This is a genomic window from Streptomyces sp. CB01373 (assembly GCF_002803075.1).
Lineage (GTDB): Bacteria > Actinomycetota > Actinomycetes > Streptomycetales > Streptomycetaceae > Streptomyces.
The window spans coordinates 282448-300344 of the sequence record NZ_NNBK01000011.1 but is presented as its reverse complement, the minus strand read 5'-3'; the positions used below and the strand labels follow the sequence as shown (position 1 = coordinate 300344).

General features: G+C 72.6%; 15 protein-coding genes. 8 read left to right on the top strand and 7 right to left on the bottom strand.

Annotation, left to right across the window (positions count from 1 at the left end; translation table 11 throughout):
- The first annotated feature begins 124 nt into the window (after positions 1-124).
- The 7 genes from CG719_RS19235 (at position 125) to CG719_RS19205 (ending at position 9874) form a co-directional block, all read left to right on the top strand.
- Positions 125-1102, top strand: a complete 978-nt coding sequence (locus tag CG719_RS19235) for a glycosyltransferase family 2 protein (RefSeq protein ID WP_100569882.1) — start codon at positions 125-127, stop codon at positions 1100-1102.
- Positions 1102-2454 (top strand): polysialyltransferase family glycosyltransferase, encoded by a 1353-nt coding sequence (locus tag CG719_RS19230; RefSeq protein ID WP_100569881.1) that lies wholly within the window; start codon positions 1102-1104, stop codon positions 2452-2454. The genes CG719_RS19235 and CG719_RS19230 overlap by 1 nt, the downstream gene beginning before the upstream one ends.
- Positions 2455-2666: 212 nt before the next feature.
- Complete coding sequence (locus CG719_RS19225) at positions 2667-3923, top strand: hypothetical protein (protein ID WP_100569880.1); 1257 nt, start codon at positions 2667-2669, stop codon at positions 3921-3923.
- Positions 3920-6136, top strand: coding sequence for a polysaccharide pyruvyl transferase family protein (locus tag CG719_RS19220; RefSeq protein ID WP_100569879.1), 2217 nt, complete (start codon positions 3920-3922; stop codon positions 6134-6136). The genes CG719_RS19225 and CG719_RS19220 overlap by 4 nt, the downstream gene beginning before the upstream one ends.
- 123 nt (positions 6137-6259) lie before the next feature.
- The gene (locus CG719_RS19215) at positions 6260-7225 is read left to right on the top strand and encodes a glycosyltransferase family 2 protein (RefSeq protein ID WP_100569878.1); all 966 of its coding nucleotides are present in this window, start codon (positions 6260-6262) and stop codon (positions 7223-7225) included.
- A 3-nt stretch (positions 7226-7228) separates the two neighbouring features.
- Positions 7229-8581 carry a polysialyltransferase family glycosyltransferase gene (locus tag CG719_RS19210; protein WP_100569877.1) on the top strand — a complete coding sequence of 451 codons (1353 nt, stop codon included), beginning with the start codon at positions 7229-7231 and terminating at the stop codon, positions 8579-8581.
- Positions 8582-8815: 234 nt separating this feature from the next.
- The gene (locus CG719_RS19205) at positions 8816-9874 is read left to right on the top strand and encodes an acyltransferase (protein ID WP_234375644.1); all 1059 of its coding nucleotides are present in this window, start codon (positions 8816-8818) and stop codon (positions 9872-9874) included.
- Between the two features lie 119 nt (positions 9875-9993).
- On the opposite strand, the gene leuE is transcribed toward CG719_RS19205, so the two are convergent.
- Together leuE and CG719_RS19195 are read right to left on the bottom strand one after the other, a co-directional pair.
- On the bottom strand, positions 9994-10644 hold the full coding sequence (leuE, locus tag CG719_RS19200) for a leucine efflux protein LeuE (protein WP_100570000.1): 651 nt from the start codon (positions 10642-10644) through the stop codon (positions 9994-9996).
- 99 nt (positions 10645-10743) lie between these two features.
- A complete protein-coding gene (locus tag CG719_RS19195; RefSeq protein ID WP_100569875.1) occupies positions 10744-12324 on the bottom strand; it encodes an acyl-CoA mutase large subunit family protein in 1581 nt (526 codons plus the stop codon).
- Positions 12325-12558: 234 nt separating this feature from the next.
- Between CG719_RS19195 and CG719_RS19190 the strand changes: the two genes are divergently transcribed.
- Positions 12559-13410: a L,D-transpeptidase family protein gene (locus CG719_RS19190; RefSeq protein WP_100569874.1), complete on the top strand. Its 852-nt coding sequence runs from the start codon at positions 12559-12561 to the stop codon at positions 13408-13410.
- 219 nt (positions 13411-13629) lie between these two features.
- Here CG719_RS19190 and CG719_RS19185 read toward each other — a convergent pair whose 3' ends face one another.
- From CG719_RS19185 to CG719_RS19165, 5 genes are all read right to left on the bottom strand, one after another.
- Entirely contained in the window at positions 13630-14925 is a 1296-nt protein-coding gene (locus CG719_RS19185; protein WP_100569873.1) for an extensin, read from the bottom strand.
- Positions 14925-15587: an RNA polymerase sigma factor gene (locus CG719_RS19180; protein WP_100569872.1), complete on the bottom strand. Its 663-nt coding sequence runs from the start codon at positions 15585-15587 to the stop codon at positions 14925-14927. The genes CG719_RS19185 and CG719_RS19180 overlap by 1 nt, the downstream gene beginning before the upstream one ends.
- A gap of 331 nt (positions 15588-15918) precedes the next feature.
- Positions 15919-16515: an RNA polymerase sigma factor gene (locus CG719_RS19175; RefSeq protein ID WP_100569871.1), complete on the bottom strand. Its 597-nt coding sequence runs from the start codon at positions 16513-16515 to the stop codon at positions 15919-15921.
- A gap of 129 nt (positions 16516-16644) precedes the next feature.
- Entirely contained in the window at positions 16645-17040 is a 396-nt protein-coding gene (locus tag CG719_RS19170; protein ID WP_100569870.1) for a hypothetical protein, read from the bottom strand.
- A gap of 165 nt (positions 17041-17205) precedes the next feature.
- Positions 17206-17808, bottom strand: coding sequence for a hypothetical protein (locus tag CG719_RS19165; protein WP_100569869.1), 603 nt, complete (start codon positions 17806-17808; stop codon positions 17206-17208).
- Positions 17809-17897: the final 89 nt, after the last annotated feature.

Sequence of the window (17897 nt, the reverse complement as noted above, 5' to 3'; positions counted from 1 at the left end):
ATGGCGAACCGGGTCGCCGACGGCCCGGAACATCGGCTGGTTCACGGCGCCGCCACACGTCGTTCACCCAAGTTCAAGCCAAAGGCAAAGATGCGAGGAGGGGCCGCGCCCTAACGTCACCTGCGTGGTCAAGCTCTCCGTCATCGTGCCGTTCTACAACGTCCGGCAATACGCGTCCGACACCTTGAAGAGCCTGCGCGCGAACGCCCGCGAGGACTTCGAATTCATTCTCGTGGACGACTGCTCGCGCGACGGGACGCCGGACATACTCGCGCGCGCGGAGCGCGAGTTGCCGGGGGCGGTGTACGTCGGACACGAGAAGAACGGCGGGCTCGCGACCGCGCGCAACACCGGCATCGACCGGGCGCGCGGCGAGTACCTGACCTTCCTGGACGGCGACGACTGGCTGGCCCCCGGCCACTACCCGCGGCTGGTCGCCGCGATCGAGGACCTGGGCTGCGACTTCGTCCGCACCGACCATGTGCAGTGCACCGCACGGGCCCGCACGATCCAGCGTGTCCCGCACGGCCGGCGGGGCGAGGTGATGGACCCGCGGCGGGCGATCCTGCCCGCCGACCGCACCACCTCCGTCGACTATCCCTACGCCTGGGCGGGCGTCTACCACCGCCGGCTGGTCGACCGGGGGCTGCTGCACTTCACCGACGGTCTGCGCACCGCCGAGGACCGGCCGTGGATCTGGCGGCTGCACCGGGAGGCGGAGTCGTTCGCCGTGGTGGGCCTGCTGGGCGTCTTCTACCGGCGCGGGGTGGCCGGTTCCCTCACGCAGATCGGCGATGTGCGCCGGCTCGACTTCATCCGCGCCTTCGACCAGGTGATCGAGGAGACCGCGGCCGACCCCGAGGCCGACCTGCTGCTGCCCAAGGCGGTGCGCACCTACTGCGCGATCATCGCCCACCACCTGTCGGAGATCGACAAGTTCGAGCCGCCGGTGGCCAGGCAGTTGCGGACCATGAGCGCCGCGGCGATCAAGCGGCTGCCGCAGGAGCTGCTCACCGACGTCCTCGACACCATGGACCTGAACCGTTCGTCCAGGCTGCGCCGACTGCGCCGCCGGGTCTCCGCAGCGAAGGCGGCCTCCTGATGCCCCGCACCACGCAGATCTTCTGCGCCTCGACGCTGTACGGCGCCGCCACCCTGGCCGCCGCGATCGAGTCCGACTGCTTCCCCGAGGCGGACCGCCGCCTGCTGCTGGTGTGCAACAACGCCGCGACGCCGGAGACCACCCCGGCCGTCGACGAGATGCCGGGCTTCGCACCGCTGCGGGAGCACTTCGACGGCGTGCTGTCCTGGAACGAGGCCATCAGCCCCTTCCATCCGGGGGCCTGGTCGCCGCGCCCCGACGACTCCCCGCTGTTCGAGCGCCATCTGCGGCTGCTGTGGGACCTGGGCGACGACCACGTGGCCCTGGTGATGGAGTCCCTCCAGGTCAACCCGGCGCTGGCCATCGCCCAGTCGTTCGCCGAGGCGCCCATCGACGTCTACGCCGACGGGCTGATGAGCTACGGCCCCACGCGCAACAAGATCGACCCGCTGGTCGGCATGCGCGTACGGCGGCTGCTCCACCTGGACCTGGTCCCCGGTCTGACCCCGCTGCTGCTGACCGAGTTCGACGTGCCCGCGCAGGCCGTGGCGACCGACGCGTTCATGAAGGTGCTGAGCCGGATCGGCGACGCCGTGCCGCGGCTTCCGCCGCTGCCCGAGCACGCCGCCGTCCTGCTCGGCCAGTACCTGTCCGCGCTGGACATCCTCTCCGCCGAGCAGGAGGAGGACCTGCACGTGCGGATGCTGCGGGGCGCGGTGGCCCGCGGGCACCGCTCGGTCGTCTTCAAGCCGCACCCGACCGCTCCGGCCCGCTGCAGCCGGGCGCTGGAGACCGAGGCCGAACGGCTCGGCGTGGACCTCACCGTCCTGGACCTGCCCGTCCTCGCCGAGGTGCTGTTCGAGAAGGCCCGGCCCGCGCTGGTCGTCGGATGCTTCTCGACCGCCCTGTTCACCGCCTCCGCGTTCCACGGCCTGCCGGTCGCCCGGGTGGGGACGGGTCTCGTCCTGGATCGCCTGACGCCGTACCAGAACAGCAACCGCGTCCCCGTCGTCCTTGCCGACGCGCTGCTGCCGGAGCTGCCGGAGCCGGGGGACGGGAAGGAGGACGGGCAGGGGGAGGCCGCTCTCGCCGGCGACCTGCTGACCGGGCTGGTCACCACCGTCGGCTTCGTCATGCAGCCGCAGATCCACCCGGGTCTGCGCCCGGCAGCCGAGCGCTTCCTCTCCCAGCACTTCGGACCCCGCACCCAGCGCTACTTCAAGCGCCGCAGGCTCACCTCGCTGGGCCTGCCGGGCGGCATCCCGGAGCGGCTGGCGTTCCTCCCCCGCAGCGCCACGGCGCGCCGGATGGTGCGGCGGGCGCGGGCGCTGAAGAACGCCGTACGGCGCTGAGGACGGACGCGCCGCCCGCACCGGGCGGCGCGTCCGGGTCATGGCCCTGCCGCGGGTACGGCGGCATGCCGGCGGGCACCCCGGTCCTCGCCGGGCGACGTCATCCGGCCGGCCGCCCAACCGGGACTGTTTACCCGCCGTCCACTGCGAAGACACTCGGCACCCCTCGCACTGGGGCACGATGCGTCCTCCGATCGGAGGACGGTGAACGCATGACGAACCCCCTGGCGGGATTGTTCAAGGCACGGCAGAAGGAGGCCGCCAGGCTGGAACTGTTCGCCCGGAGCATGCGTCTGTGCGGTGAGTACCTCGCGGCGCAGAGTGAGAAGCCCTCTCCCCGGCACGCCCGTCTCACCCGGGCGATCGGTGTCTTCGCCGCCTCCCTCGACACGCCGGCGGCCGATCCCTTCGACTCCCTGCTCAAGGTCGGCGAGCGCGCCCTCGACGCCGGCGGGGACAGGGGGCTGGCCCTCGCCCTGGGCGTGGCCGAGACCTCGACCCGGATCCGGCAGCGGTCCAGGGGAGCCTGGCGGCTGCACGGCCTGGCCCTCGACGGGCTCGGCCGCGAGGCAGAGGCCCTGGAGTGCTACGAGCGCCACCTCACGCTGGTGCGGGACAACGGCGCGGCGGAGGAGATCGTCCGCCGGATCGACACCCTGCGGCGCCGGCGGGCGTGCCTGGAGGAGGCCGACGCGCTCTTCCCCCGGGCGGGCTCCCCGCCGCACGACCTGCTCGGGCAGCCCACCGCGGTCGCGGCCCCCGAGTTCGCCGCCTTCGTACAGGCGCGGGTGGCCGAGCACGGCGCCGGGGACCCCGCCGTGCGGCACCTGCTGAAGCTGTACGGGACGTACCGGCGGCTGGTCGAGCGGCCCGCGCTGTCCGACCCGCTGCTCGGCGGGAGCACCCCGATCGGCGTCGGCGGGCTGCGCGGACTCGTCGAGGGGCGGACGGTGTGCCTGGTCTCGGACGCCGACGGCACAGCCGGGAGCGCGCCGGGCGCCGGGGCCGACGGCTACGACCTGGTGGTGCGCTGCGACTCCTTCGGGGTCCGCGCGGAGGGCACCGGCGGGCGCACCGATCTGCACGCCGTCTCGTTGCGGGGCGAGACCCCGTGGGACGGGCCCGCCTGGACGAGGCCGGCCGGCATCCGGCTGGTGTTCGGCTCCCCGGCCGGACCCTGGCGCCGCGCCACGCGGCAGCGGCTCGTGCCCGGAGCGCAGGAGCACATCGGTGACGCGTCCCTGCGCGCGCCCCTGACCGACCCGGCGCTGATCGGCGAGGACGACTGGGAACCGGCGACCACCACCGCCTTCACCGTCCTGCGGCTCCTGGACTTCCTGGATGTCAGCCCTCGCCTGGACCTCGTCGGCTTCGGCCTGCCCGGCCGGCTGCGGCCGAGGGAGGCCGAGTGGGTCATGGACCGCGCGACACACGTCGACCACAGCAAGATGAGGATCGCCCTGCGATGACCCACTCCTTGGCGGACGACCGGAGCACCGTCACCGGCAGACGCCGGATCGCCTTCGCCGTCCACGCCGACAGCGACCGCCTGCCCGCCCTGGCCACGCTGCTGCGCAGCCTGGTACTGACCAATCCCGGCGTGTGCGAGGACTTCGTGGTCCTGCACCCGGGGCCGGCCGACTCCTCGTTCGACGCCCTGCGCCGTCTGCACCCGCGTGTCGTCACCCGCCGGGCGGAGGGCCGCGCCGACCTCTTCCGGCTGGAGGGCTATGACACGGTCATCGCCCTCAGCCCGGACATGGTCGTGCTGCGGGACCTCGGTGAGCTGCTGCGGATGCGCCGTGGGGTGGGCGCCGTCCCGCAGACGCTGTACGACGGGGAGGGCGGGGAGCGGCGAGCCGTCCTGCCCGGCGGCCTCCTGGTGATCCAGCGCGCCGACGTGGACGACGCCCTGGCGGCCCGGCTCACCGGCGACGGCGGTCCCGACCTCACGCCGGCGGACGTCCTGGTCCCGGTGGAGGCGCGGTACGACTTCCTCACCCACCGGCTCCCCGGCGGCTCCCCGGTGCCCGCGAACATCGCGGTCCTCCACTTCACGGGCCCCTCCGGCGCGCCCGTCCACGGTCCGGCCGCCGAGGCGCGGCGCCGCTTCGAGATGAGCGACGAGGAGTTCCGGGCGGCCTACTGCGCCCTGCCCGGCGACAAGCACCCCGACCTGCTGGCGCACTGCGCGCCACCGCTGCTCCGGGCGCGTCCCTCCCTCGGTCTCGCCCGTACGGTGGCCGACGTGTACCGCCGGCAGGGCCGTTACGACGAGGCCGTCGAGGTCCTCGCCCCGGTCGTGGGCGACCGGCTGGACGCGCCCCGCTGCCAGGAGACGCTGGGCGTCTGCCTGATGGCGCTGTCGCGCTACGCCGAGGCCGAGGCACATCTGCTGCTGGCGGCGGCCTCACCCGATGTCGCCCCGCGCGCCTTCGCCCAGCTCGCCCGTCTGGCGTGGCTGTGCGGGCGGGAGGAGGACGCGCACGCGTACGCCCGGGAGGGCCTGGACGCCGATCCCACCGACGCCGGTTGCCACAGCTGGTATGCGCGCACCCGCCCCGGGGGACCGGAACCGGAGCAGCCGGACGCCGCCGCCGACCAGCTCGCGCATGTCGCGTTGTTCGCCGAGGGCCAGGAGAACGCCGGGGACAAGATCCTGCCCGAGGCCGTGCGCATGTGCTTCGGCACCGACACGGGCCCGCGCCGCTGGTACCGGCAGCCGGTGCACCGGCTGGTCGACGAGGCGGCGCTGGAGCAGCTGAACGCGCGGCGCGGAGTGATCGTGGGCGGCGGCGGGCTCTTCCTCCCGGACACCTCCCCCAACGGCAACAGCCACTGGCAGTGGAACGTCCCGGACGAGCTCCTGGAGCGGATCACCACACCCCTGGCGGTGTTCGCGGTCGGCTACAACGTGTTCGACGGACAGCTCTACCGCCGGAGCCGGTTCGCCGGGAGCCTGCGGGTGCTCGTCGAACGGTCGGCGTTCTTCGGGCTGCGCAACCACGGATCGATCGAGCGGGTCCGGGAGCTGCTCCCCGAGGAGCTGCGCGACCGGGTGCGCTACCAGCCCTGCCCGACCACCGTGGCGCGGTACCTCGCCCCGGGCCGGTTCGACCCGGCCGAGAGATCCGAGACCGTCCTGGTCAACTGCGCCTACGACCGCGCGGGGCTGCGCTTCGGCCACGACTACGGCCACTTCCTCGGCCAGATGGCCGCCGCGCTCCGGGAACTGCGGGACCGGGCCGACGTGCGCTACGCGGCCCACATGCCCGCCGACGAGAAGTTCGTGCACGACCTGCGCCGGGAGCACGGCCTCACACTGCCCGTGGAGCGGCTCCACGACATGTCGAACGACGGCATCCGCGAGCTGTACGGCCGGTCGCGGCTGGTGATCGGCATGCGCGGGCACGCGGGCATGATCCCCTTCGGCTGCGGCACCCCGATCCTCAGCCTCGTCTCCCACCCGAAGCTCGCCTATTTCCTGTCCGACATCGGCCGCGAGGAATGGGGGCTTTCCGTGCACGACCGGGAACTCGGCTCCCGGCTCAGGGAACGGGCCACGGCGATCCTCGACGACCACGCGACCGCCGTGGCGGAGGTGCACGACGCGCAGAAGTTCCTCTGGGAAACGACCCGGTCGAACCTCGACGAGCTCAGGGAAATCTTTGGCCAGGCGTAAACCACCGGTCATTCACCGATGATTTGAACTTAATTCATCTCTCCATGTCCCGGGCGACACTGCACCCGTCGGGAGCATCGCTAGCCTGTTCCAATCCCCGACCTTCGAGCGTGAGAGGCCTCTGTGCCGAGACTGTCTGTTGTCGTCCCCATGCACAATGTGGGAGCGTTCGCCGAGAGCACGCTGCGAAGCCTCGCCAACAACGCGCATCCCGATATCGAGTTCCTGCTCGTGGACGACTGCTCCACGGACTCCACCCCCGGGGTCGTCGACCGCTGGGCGGAGAGGCGTCCGGGCGCCAAGGTGATCCGGCACGAGAAGAACATGGGCATAGCCCAGGCGCGCAACAGCGGTATCGACGCGGCGAGCGGCGACTACATCACCTTCCTCGACGGCGACGACTGGTACGGGCCGGGCCACCTCGCCGAACTGGTGCGCGCCATGGACGAACTGGGCTGCGACTTCGCCCGTACCGATCATGTCCAGGCCACGGGCACCGAGCGGGTGATCCGGCGGCCCCCGGCCCCGGTGCGCAACCTCGTGATGGATCCGCGCGACGGAATAGCGCCGGCCGACTCGGAGACGATGGTCGACTACCCCTTCGTCTGGGCGGGGATCTACCGCCGGCACCTCTTCGACGACGGGGGCATGCGCTTCGCGACCGAACTCCGCACCGCCGAGGACCGGCTGTGGATCTGGCGCCTGCATCTGAAGGCCAGGACGTACGCCTCCCTCGGTGTGCACGGCGTGTTCTACCGCAGGGGCGTCGCGACCTCGCTCACCCAGATCAAGGACGCGCGTCAGCTGGACTTCATCCCGGCCTACGACGCGCTGCTGCAGGATGTGCTGAAGGACCCGGAGACCGAGCGTTTCCTCCCCAAGGCCGTACGGACCTACTGCGCCATGATCGCCTTCCACATCGGCAAGGCGAACGAGTACGAGCCCTCGACGGCCCAGCGACTGCGGCGTGAGGCGAAAGCCGCGCTCCACCGCATGCCCGAGCGAACGCTCGAGGAGACCCTCACCACCATGGACAGCACTCGGAGCAGGTCGCTCAGCCGCCTGCGTGACGGGCGGAAGGCTGCCTGAACCATGCCCCGCAAGACTCAGATCTTCCAGGTCTCGACCCTCTACGGAGCGGCCACCCTCGCCGCGGCGCTCGACGCGGGCCTGTTCGGACCGCGCCGCGAGGCCCGGCGCGTCCTGCTGGTCTCCAACAACGCCGCCATACCGGAGACGGCCCTGCGCCTCGACGAGATGCACGGCTTCGCGCGGGTGGCCGACCGCTTCGACTCGGTGGTCGGCTGGAACGAGGCGATCAGCCCCCACCACCCCAGCGCCTGGGGTCCGCGGGGCAACGACACGGTGATGTGGCAGCGGGCGTTCCGTCTGCTGTGGGGCATCGACGAGCGGGACCTGATCGAGCTCGCGGTCGAGTCGATCCAGGTCAACCCGGCCCAGGCCCTGGCGGCGATCTTCTCCGAGAGTGCCGTCCACGTGTACGCCGACGGCCTCATGAGCTACGGGCCGACCCGGGACAAGCTGCCGCTGACCATCGCGCGCCGCATCCGGCGGCTGCTCCATCTCGACCTGATACCCGGCCTGAAGCCGATGCTGCTGTCCGAGTACGGCGTCGAGCCCGAGATCGTCCCGGACGAGGCGTTCCGCGGCGTGCTCGACGAGATCTCCCGGGACGCGGCGGACGACCCGCGGCTCGCGCCCGTCCTGGAGGAGGCGCCGACGGCCGTGCTCCTCGGCCAGTATCTGGCGGCGATCAACATCCTGAGCGCGCAGGAGGAGGAGGACCTCCATGTCCGCATGCTCACCGGGGCCGTGCGCGCCGGGCACCGTTCCCTGGTCTTCAAGCCCCATCCGACGGCTCCCGCCGGCTACTCGGCGGCGCTGAGCAAGGCGGCGGCGGACGCCGGCGTCCGGCTCACCGTGCTGGACGCGCCGCTGCTGGCCGAGACGCTGTACCACCACTGGCGTCCCGAGCTCGTCGTCGGCTGTTTCTCGACGGCCATGGTGACCGCCTCCGCCTACTTCGAGGTGCCCGTCGCACGGGTCGGGACCGGACTGGTGATGCGGCGCCTCCAGCCCTACCCGAACAGCAACCGCGTGCCCCTGGCCGTGGTCGACCACCTGGTGCCGGATCTGGAGCGCGAGGAGACCCCGGCTCTCGTCGGCACGGCCCCCGGGACCTTGTCACCGCTGGTCCGGGCGATCGGTTTCTGCATGCAGCCCAAGACGTACCCGCGGCTGCGGGAGTCGACGGCGGACTGGCTGCGGAACAACCTGGCCGACGGCCCCGGCTACTACTTTCCCGAGCTGCGGCTGGCCGAACTCGGCCTTCCCGGCAGCCACCCGCGATCGCGCGCGAAGCTCCAGGTGCGCCGCGCGAAGCGCGTGGTGCGCAGGGCGGTGGGGCGGCGTGTCCGGAAGTGACACGGGGATGAACCCGAGGTGACAGCCGCGGCGTCCCGCCCGGCTCGGCCGTAGGCCGAGCCGGGCGGGACGCGTTTCGCTGTCCGAACCCGGCCCCCATGGGCTGACCTGCCCGTTCACCCGTCCCGGACGGCCAAACGAGACCCACCAGCCACAGCGGAGCCACTGCCTCTTCAACTCCCGTACACCGGGCACCACGAGAGTTGCGCAGTGCCCAATGACATAGCCGTACACGTGCCGCAGCAGAGAAGCGCCTCGCCCGAACAGGCCGCCGCACCACGGGAACACCGCTACGACATCGACCTGATGCGGCTGATCTGTTCGGCCATGGTCATGTTGGGACACACGGGCGCCCAGTTCATCAAGGCGACCGGCGACAACCCGGCCAACGGCTCCGGGTCGTACTGGGCGGGACACGTGGTCGAGGGCATCCATGCCTTCGCCGTTCCCACGTACTTCGCCATCGCCGGCTGGGCCGTGCTGGTCGGCGCGCCCCCGCGCGACAGCGCCCGGATGTGGCAGCGGGTCGTCCGCAACACCGTTCCGCTCTTCGTGTGGACGGCGGTCTATCTGGTCTGGGCCTGGCTGCGGGACCGCAACGACCGGCCGATGACCGAGCTGGCGACGAGCTCCCTCTTCGGCACCGTTCGGCCCGCCTACCACCTGTGGTTCATGTACAGCTACATCCCGATCACCGTGCTGCTCGCCTTCGCGATGCTGGTCAAGGCCGGGAAGCGGCCCTGGGGACTGGGAGCCGCCCTTCTCGGCATCGCGGTGCTGCCGAGCGTGCTGACCACCCTCGGCGAGGTCACGGGTCACAGGATGCCGACGGCGACCTGGGGGTTCGGCACCTATTCGCTGGTGTACGCGGTCGGGGGCGCGTTTCTGTTCGCCCTCCCGGCGGGCGCCGTACGGTGGCGCTGGCCGCTGTTCGTCGTGATGCCGCTCGCCATGGCCGGGTGCCTCTGGTACAACACGCAGGTCCATTACGTGATCCCCAACGCGCACCTGTTCGTCGCCGTCCTGACCATCTGTGTGCTGCTCCTGGTCAACAGGATCCGCATCCCCGAGAAGCTGCGGCCGCTCCTGCAGAAGCTGGCCGGTGCCGCGCTCGGCGCGTACATGGTGCATGTGCTGTTCGTCGAGGAGATCGTCGCCCCGTTGGTGTCGCCGGACCTGAGCGGACCGATGGCGGGGCTGCTTCTGGTCGGTCTGCTGATCACGGTGATGGCCCTCTCGTTCGGCACCAGCCTGCTGTGGGGCAGGCTGAACCTGCGACGACTGCTCGGCTGACCCGCCGGACACGACGGCGCAACAAGCCCCATGGGACAGAAGTGGGCCCCGGAACGGATACGTTCCGGGGCCCGTGCCGTCCGCGGTCCCCGCGGCGAGCGGCGGCCGGCGGAGCGGCGCTACGTGCTCGCCAGCGTGAGCTTCACCGCGAAGCCCAGGAACAGCACGCCCGCCGCGGAGGTCGCGGACGCCGACAGGCGCTTGCGGCGGCGGAAGGCGGCGGCCAGCTTCATGCCGCCGAATATCAGCGCGCTGAGGTAGAGGACGCTGGCGAACTGGAGGAAGGCGCCGAGGATGACGAAGGACAGCGCAGGATAGGCGTAGGCCGGGTCGACGAACTGCACGAAGAAGGCGATGACGAACAGGATCGCCTTGGGATTGACGAGGCTCACGACGAGAGCGCGGCGGAACGGCCGCTCGCCGGCGGCCGGCGCGGAGTCCTCCTCCGGCGCGGCCTTCTCCCGCCGGGTCCGCCACATCCCCCAGCCGGTCCGCAGCATGCCGATCGCGATCCAGGTCAGATATCCGGCGCCGGCGTACTTCACGATCCCGAACAGCACGGGGTTCGCCTTCAGCAGCGAGGCCGCCCCGGCCGCTCCCAGCGTCATGAGCACGGTGTCCCCGCACCAGACACCCGCGGCGGCGGTGTACCCGGCGCGTACCCCGCGCCGGGCGGCGACGGAGAGCACGTACAGCGAGTTGGGCCCGGGGAGCAGGACGATGAGGGCCAGTCCTGCCAAGTAGGTGGGGAGGTGGATGACTCCGAACATGGCAAGGAGTGTCGCACGGCGGTACGGCACCCCGTCTCCGGGTTCCGGGGGACGAGACGGGCGGCCCGGCGGCCCCCTCGCCGCGGGGGCCGCCGTCGCTCAGAACACGTCGCTCGGCACGTAGTTGCCCCACACCTCGCGCAGCGCGTTGCACACCTCGCCCACCGTCGCCCGCGCCCTCAGCGCCTCCTTCATCGGGTAGAGGACGTTGTCCTCGCCCTTGGCGGCCTTCTTCAGGGCGGACAGGGCCGTGTCCACCGCCGTCCGGTCGCGCTCGGCGCGCAGCCGGGCCAGGCGTTCGGCCTGCTGGGCCTCGATGGCGGGGTCGACGCGGAGCGGCTCGTAGGGCTCCTCCTCGTCGAGTCCGAAGCGGTTGACGCCGACGACGACCCGCTCGCCGGAGTCGGTCTCCTGGGCGATGCGGTAGGCGCTGCGCTCGATCTCCTGCTTCTGGAAGCCGTGCTCGATCGCCGAGACCGCGCCCCCGAGGTCCTCGACCTTCCGCATCAGCGCGACGGCGGCCGCCTCCACGTCGTCCGTCAACCTCTCGATGACGTAGGAGCCGGCGAAGGGGTCCACCGTCGCGGTCACGTCCGTCTCGTACGCCAGGACCTGCTGGGTGCGCAGGGCCAGGCGCGCGCTCTTGTCGGTGGGCAGCGCGATCGCCTCGTCGAAGGCGTTGGTGTGCAGCGACTGGGTGCCGCCGAGGACCGCCGACAGGCCCTGGACGGCGACCCGGACCAGGTTCACCTCGGGCTGCTGCGCCGTGAGCTGGACCCCCGCCGTCTGCGTGTGGAAGCGCAGCATCAGCGACTTGGGGTTCTTCGCGCCGAACTCCTCCTTCATCACACGCGCCCAGATCCGGCGGGCGGCGCGGAACTTGGCGACCTCCTCCAGGATCGTCGTCCGGGCGACGAAGAAGAACGACAGGCGCGGGGCGAAGTCGTCGACGTCCATGCCGGCCGCGACCGCCGTGCGGACGTACTCGATGCCGTCGGCGAGGGTGAACGCGATCTCCTGCGTGGGGGACGCGCCCGCCTCGGCCATGTGGTAGCCCGAGATCGAGATGGTGTTCCACTTGGGGATCTCGGCCCTGCAGTACTTGAAGATGTCCGCGATCAGCCGCAGGGACGGCTTGGGCGGGAAGATGTACGTCCCGCGCGCGATGTACTCCTTCAGCACGTCGTTCTGGATCGTGCCCGTCAGGCTGTCGGCGCCGACCCCCTGCTCCTCCGCCACCAGTTGGTACAGCAGGAGCAGGAGTGCCGCGGGGGCGTTGATCGTCATCGACGTGGACACCTTGTCCAGCGGGATCCCGCCGAACAGCACCCGCATGTCGTCGACGGAGTCGATGGCCACGCCCACCTTGCCGACCTCGCCGTGCGCGATCGGCGCGTCGGAGTCGTGGCCCATCTGGGTGGGCAGGTCGAAGGCGACGGACAGGCCCGTCGTGCCGTTGGCGATCAACTGCTTGTAGCGGGCGTTGGACTCCACCGCCGTGCCGAAACCGGCGTACTGGCGCATGGTCCAGGGGCGGCCCGTGTACATGGTGGGGTACACACCGCGGGTGAAGGGGTAGGCCCCCGGCTCGCCCAGTTTCCCGGCCGGGTCCCAGTCCTTCAGGGCGTCCGGCCCGTAGACCGGCTCGATGGGCAGCCCCGACTCCGACTCGCGCGTCATGGTGTGTGCCTCCGCGTTCCTTGTCGCCCGCCAGTTGTCCGCCCGTACGACCCGCCGTCGCCCCGGACCGCGGCGGCGGCCGTGCCATCGGGGAGTGCCCGCCGCGGGGAGCTGTCCCACGGGCCGGACCGCTCGTTCATCTCCCCACCTTGCCCCGTGGTTCGCCGTCCGTCACTCGCGGGGAGACATTCCGGTGTACCGGCGACGGACGCCGGCGGGACAGCGGGGGGCGCCATGCGTACCGGGGGCATGAGGAAGGCGGGCGCCGCCGTCGCCGCGGCCACGGCACTGGCCGCCCTGAGCGGCTGCACGGTGCAGCCCACGGGCCCGGACGGCCGGCCGCGCACGCCGGTGCACATCGAGATCCCGGACGGCACCCGGCAGCCCGGTGTCCGCACCGGCGACCCCGGCGACGCGAGACCGGGCGGGACCCCGCGCCCGGTCCGCAGCACCGCCCAGGTCCTGTGGTCCCGCGGCGACAGCGGCCCTGCCGTACGGGAACTCCAGGCCCGGCTGCGCCAGATCGGCTGGCTGTTCGACGGGCCCACCGGCTCCTACGACGACCTGACCGAGCAGGCCGTCCAGGGCTTCCAGGGAAAGCGCGGGCTGCCGCGGACGGGGCGGACCGACACGGTCACCTGGCAGCGCCTGCTGGCGATGACGCACGAGCCGGGCCGGTGGGAGCTGTACCTGATGGGCGGGCAGCCGGCCGCACCACCGGACGGGCGCTGCCTGACCGGCCGGGTGCTGTGCATCGACAAGACCAGCCGGACACTGCGCTGGATGGTGGACGGACGAACGCTCTCGACGATGGCGGTGCGGTTCGGAAGCGAGTACACACCCACCCGCGAGGGTGTGTTCCAGGTCTACTGGAAGTCCCGGCACCATGTGTCGACGCTCTACGACTCCCCCATGCCCTACGCGCTGTTCTTCAGCGGCGGCCAGGCCGTGCACTTCTCCTACGACTTCGCGGCGCGCGGCTACGCGGGCGGCTCGCACGGGTGCGTCAACGTACGCGACGAGGGTGCGATCTCACGGCTGTTCGCGCAGGTGCGGGTCGGCGACCGGGTCGTCGTGCACTGGTGACGCGCGAGGAACGGGAAGGGCGAGGGAGAGGACGGGGGCGCGGGCGGGACCGGGGGAACGTGTCCCGCCCGCGCCGAAATGCACGAGCCGTGGGTACGGGGGGAACCCCGGCTCTGTGCGGCGGCCGATGACCAGTCGGCTCACTCACTACTGCGCCACCGCCGTGGAAAACGTCACACCCCTGGGGGGACAGTCTTCCCTGTGGCACGAACCCGCAGCTCAGAGCGGTGGCAGGGGTGGGGTCAGGAGCGGCAGCAGGTGGGGCCCGGCAAACGGAGCCGAGGGCGAGGCGGGCCGTTCCGGGTCCGGCGGTGAGACGTCCGGGAGCGCCGGGGCGAACATCGTCGGCGCGAGGCTCTTGTGGAAGCCGCGGCCGTTGCCGCCGAGGCGCTTTTTGTCCCCGTCTCCGTGCCCGGCTCCGTCGCCGGCTCTGTCGCCGTCCTGGTCGTCGCCCTGGCCGTCCTGGGAACCCTGGTCGCCCTGGCCGCCGCGGCCCTTCCCGGCGCTCTTGCCGTTCTCGCCGCCGCCCTCGCTCCCGCCCTGGTCGTCGCGGCCCTTGTCACCGGAGCGGCCGTCGACCGTCTTCAGGACACCCCGGCAGTACGACCACACGCGCGCGGAGCCGCCGGCCGCCGTCTCCAGGTCGCGCCGGCGGTCGGAGTCCAGGCTCTTGCCGTCGCGCAGGTCGCGGCAGGACGACACCAGCCGGTTCCAGCTCTCGGGGGCGCCCTGGTCGTCGCCGGAACCGGCGGTGGCGGTGGCCTCGTGCCCGGGGGCGGCGCCGCCCTCGAGCGCGCTGCTCCCGGCGTCGCGGTCCGCGGCGCCGGTCGTGGCGCCGCCGGGCGTCGGCGTGCCCGGACCGCCGCCCGTGGTGCGGCCGGGCGAGGGCGTCACCAGCGGGTGCTCCGGGGTCGCCGGGACGGAGACGGAGGTGCCGGGCGCGGGCTCGTCGCCGCCGAACGGCGTCGGCAGCACGCCGGTGGTGGCCGCCGCCGCGACCCCGCCGACCGCGCCCACGGCCAGCGCGGCCGACAGCGCGAGGCGTACCGGCCGGCGCCGGCGCCCCGGCCCGGCATGCCGGGAACGCCCTCCCGTACCGCCACGCGCGTGCGTGCCGACCCGGACGAGCCCGACGTCGTCGGAGATCGCGGAACGCGGACGGGAGTGCGCCGCGAGGGCCGCGCCGAAGGCGTCGGCGCCCTCCGCGGCCCGCTCGTCGGCCCGTTCGGCGTGTGCCTTGCGGAAGGCGGCCAGCGCGGCCGCCTCACCGGGCAGTGCCTCGTCGGCCTCGACGGGACACGCCGAGGCGGGCGAGGAGGCGGAGAAGGCGGCCCGGTCCTGGAAGGCACGGACGGCCAAAGGAAGCGGGGACGACTCGGCGGACAGGGCGCCCAGCGCCTTGGCGAGCCGTTCGGCCTGATCACGGACGGTGATGTCGACGGTGTCCAGTGGCTCCCCGCGCAGCAGACGCTCCGCGGTGTCGTGGTCCAGCCACCTGTGCTGCTCCTCGGCCATCACATGTCCTTCTGCGTCCGGGCACGCATATGCGTCACACCGGCGGACGTCACCGCGCGTCCCCGCGGTTCTCGCGGAGGCGGCAGCGCGTCGAGCGCGTGGGGGGATTGCGGATCGTCACCGAGGAGTTCCGCGAGCCGTTTCAGACCGCGGTGCGCGGCGGTGCGCACGGCACCGGGGCGCTTGCCGAGCGTCTCGGCCGCGGTCTTCGCGTCGAGACCCACGACCACCCGGAGCACCACGGCCTCGGCCTGGTCCTGCGGCAGCCGGGCGATGAGGGAGAACGTGCTTCCGGTGGCAAGGGCCTCCATGGCCTCGCCCGCGGTGTCGGACTCCGCGGCCCGGCCGGCCAGTTCCGTCTCGTCGCCGCCGATCGCGGGGCGGCGGCCGCGCATGCGTATGTGGTCCAGGGCGCGGTTGCGGGCTATCCGGGCGGCCCAGCCGCGGAACCGGTCGGCGTCCCCGCTGAACCGCTCCAGGTCGCGGGCGATCTGGAGCCAGGCCTCGGACGCCACGTCCTCGGCGTCCGGATCGCCGACCAGCGTGCGTATGTATCCGAGCAGCCGCGGGTGCACGGCACGGTACACAGTCCGGAACGCGGTCTCGTCCCCGTCCTGCGCCGCAAGCACCGCGGCGGTCAGCTCCGCGTCGTCCCCCAGCACCCGTGGTGCCCTTTCTTGCCACTGAACCGGCACCGCTGGCACGGACCGGGCTCTCGCCGTCGTGGTTCCTCAGTTGATGGTTGCGGTGTTCGAGGCGGCAGATCGTTGCGGTGTCCATGCCCGCCGCGCCTCGGCGCGAAAGGCACGTTACGGCTTGAAACCGCCTTCCGTCCATGACCGTACAACGCGCAACCAATCGGAGCGGGGGCGAGGTGTGACAGAAACCGCTCCCTCGGCGCTGTAAGGAGTACGGGCCGCGCGGCCCGTGCCGCGCGACGGCCGGGGCCTCTCCTGTGGGGGGTGGCGGCCCCGGCCGTTGCCTCGGTGCCCCTCACTCTCCCGCCGCGCCCCGGGCCTCCTCCTCGAGCTGAAGCGCCAGCCGTTTCAGACCCCGGTAGGCCGCGGTGCGCACCGCGCCCGGCCGTTTGCCGAGGACACGCGCGGCGGCGGGGCCGTCGAGACCGACCACGACCCGCAGCAGTACGGCCTCGGCCTGGTCGCGGGGCAGCCCGCGGACGAGGTCGAGAGCGCGCTCGGTGGTCATGGCCTCCAGGGCCTGGTCGTGGGTGCTGTGCGGACCGGGCAGCTCCAGGACGTCCTGCTCCAGCGTGGTGCCCCGGGGCCGCACCCGTTTCCGGCGCAGATGGTCGAGCGCCCGGTGCCGGGCGATGGTCGCCGTCCAGCCGCGGAAGCCCGCCCCGTCGCCCCGGAACCGGCCGAGGTCGCGCGCGATCTCCAGCCAGGCCTCGGAGGCCACGTCCTCCGCGTCGTCGCCGACGAGACCGCGCAGATACCCGAGCAGTCCGGGCTGCACCAGCCGGTACGCGACGGCGAAGGACTCCTCGTCGCCCTCCTGGGCCCGTGCGACGGCCGCACCCAGCTCCCCGTCGTACGCCTGCGCGCGGCGGGGTTCCCCTCCGTGGCCCAAGAACCGTCCTCGTCCGTAGCGAGTCCCCAGGCGTGCGCACCGCCCACCGGCCGTGTCCACGCCCCCACGGTCATCAGCGTCGGCTCCCACAGAAGTGTCACAGCTCGTCAGCGGCCCACCGGCCACGGCTCAGATCCGCTCGCTCCCCATCGCGTCCCGGCACAGCAGCCGCAGCGAGCCCTGGCCCGTGAAGCAGCGGCCGGCCTCCTCGATGGGGTCCCACAGCCGTCCGTCCGCGGTGCGCACCCAGTGCTCGCCGCCGCTCGCCCACCACTCGGCCCCGCCGCCATGACGGACGATCACCTCGCCCGCGTACGCGCCGAAGCCGCGCAGCACGCTCCGCACGGCGGCGTGCGGCGTGCCCTCGCGCCGTATCTCCTCGATGGTCCGGTCGACGCGCCACAGGCTCTGCGCCGAGTAGTCCAGGCGCAGCCGAGCGCCCTCGCGCATCGCCGTCACGGTGTCCGCCGCCCACCGCACCGGTTTGGTGGCGGCCTGCGGCCTGCTCTGCTGCTGAGTCGTCACATGCTGGACTGTCACATAGGGAAGAGCGCGCTCCGCCCGCAGTTCGTCACCCGCGATCGCGGATTTCCCCACAACCGGCGCAGGACCGGCGCAGGACCACCGCATCGCGCCCGCAGGACGCTCACAGATGCCCGCCGCGCGCCCGGTCCGTCCGGGGCGGTGGGCTCACACCCGGCCGCGGGCCCGGCGGGACACCACCGCCCGCAGGACGCGGCGCCCCTCCGTGGAGACCTCCAGGGCCTGGCGGAGTCCGGCACGTCCGTGCCCGGCGACCAGTTCCAGGACGGTGATCTGGCGGCGCAGTTCGCCCGCGACCAGCGGCGACATGCCCTCGGCGGGACCCGGGGCGGGGCTTCCCCCGGCGCGCACGGAGTCGAGCGCCTCGGGGAGGGTGTCGGCGGGGGCGCCGTCCTCGGCCGGGTCGAGGAGCTGGTGGATCCGGAGCGAGGCGACCGAGCAGGCGTCCGCCCACTGCCGCACCTCGGCGGCGGACCGGGCGGCCGGCGCGGCGGACAGCATCCCACGGGCCAGCAGCACGGCCTCGTCGTCCTCGTCGCCCATCGCCTCCAGCGCGCCGCGTGCCTTCTCGAGCCGCTCGGCCCAGTCGCCGTCCGAGGAGTGGTCGCCGTCCTCGGCGAGGCTCCCCCACAGCGGCCGCAGGACCTCGTCGTCGCCGCCGAGCAGGGGCACGCACCGGTCCAAACAAGCCAGCCCGCCGGCTGCCAGCCCGCGCTCGTCGGCCTGCGCGAGCAGTTCCACCAGACTCATCCACGCCTCCTCAAGGGGCGCCGACGTCCACGGAGCCCGCACTTGCCCGTACTGCGTGCGATCGGCCGGTAGTGTCACACGGGTCGCAC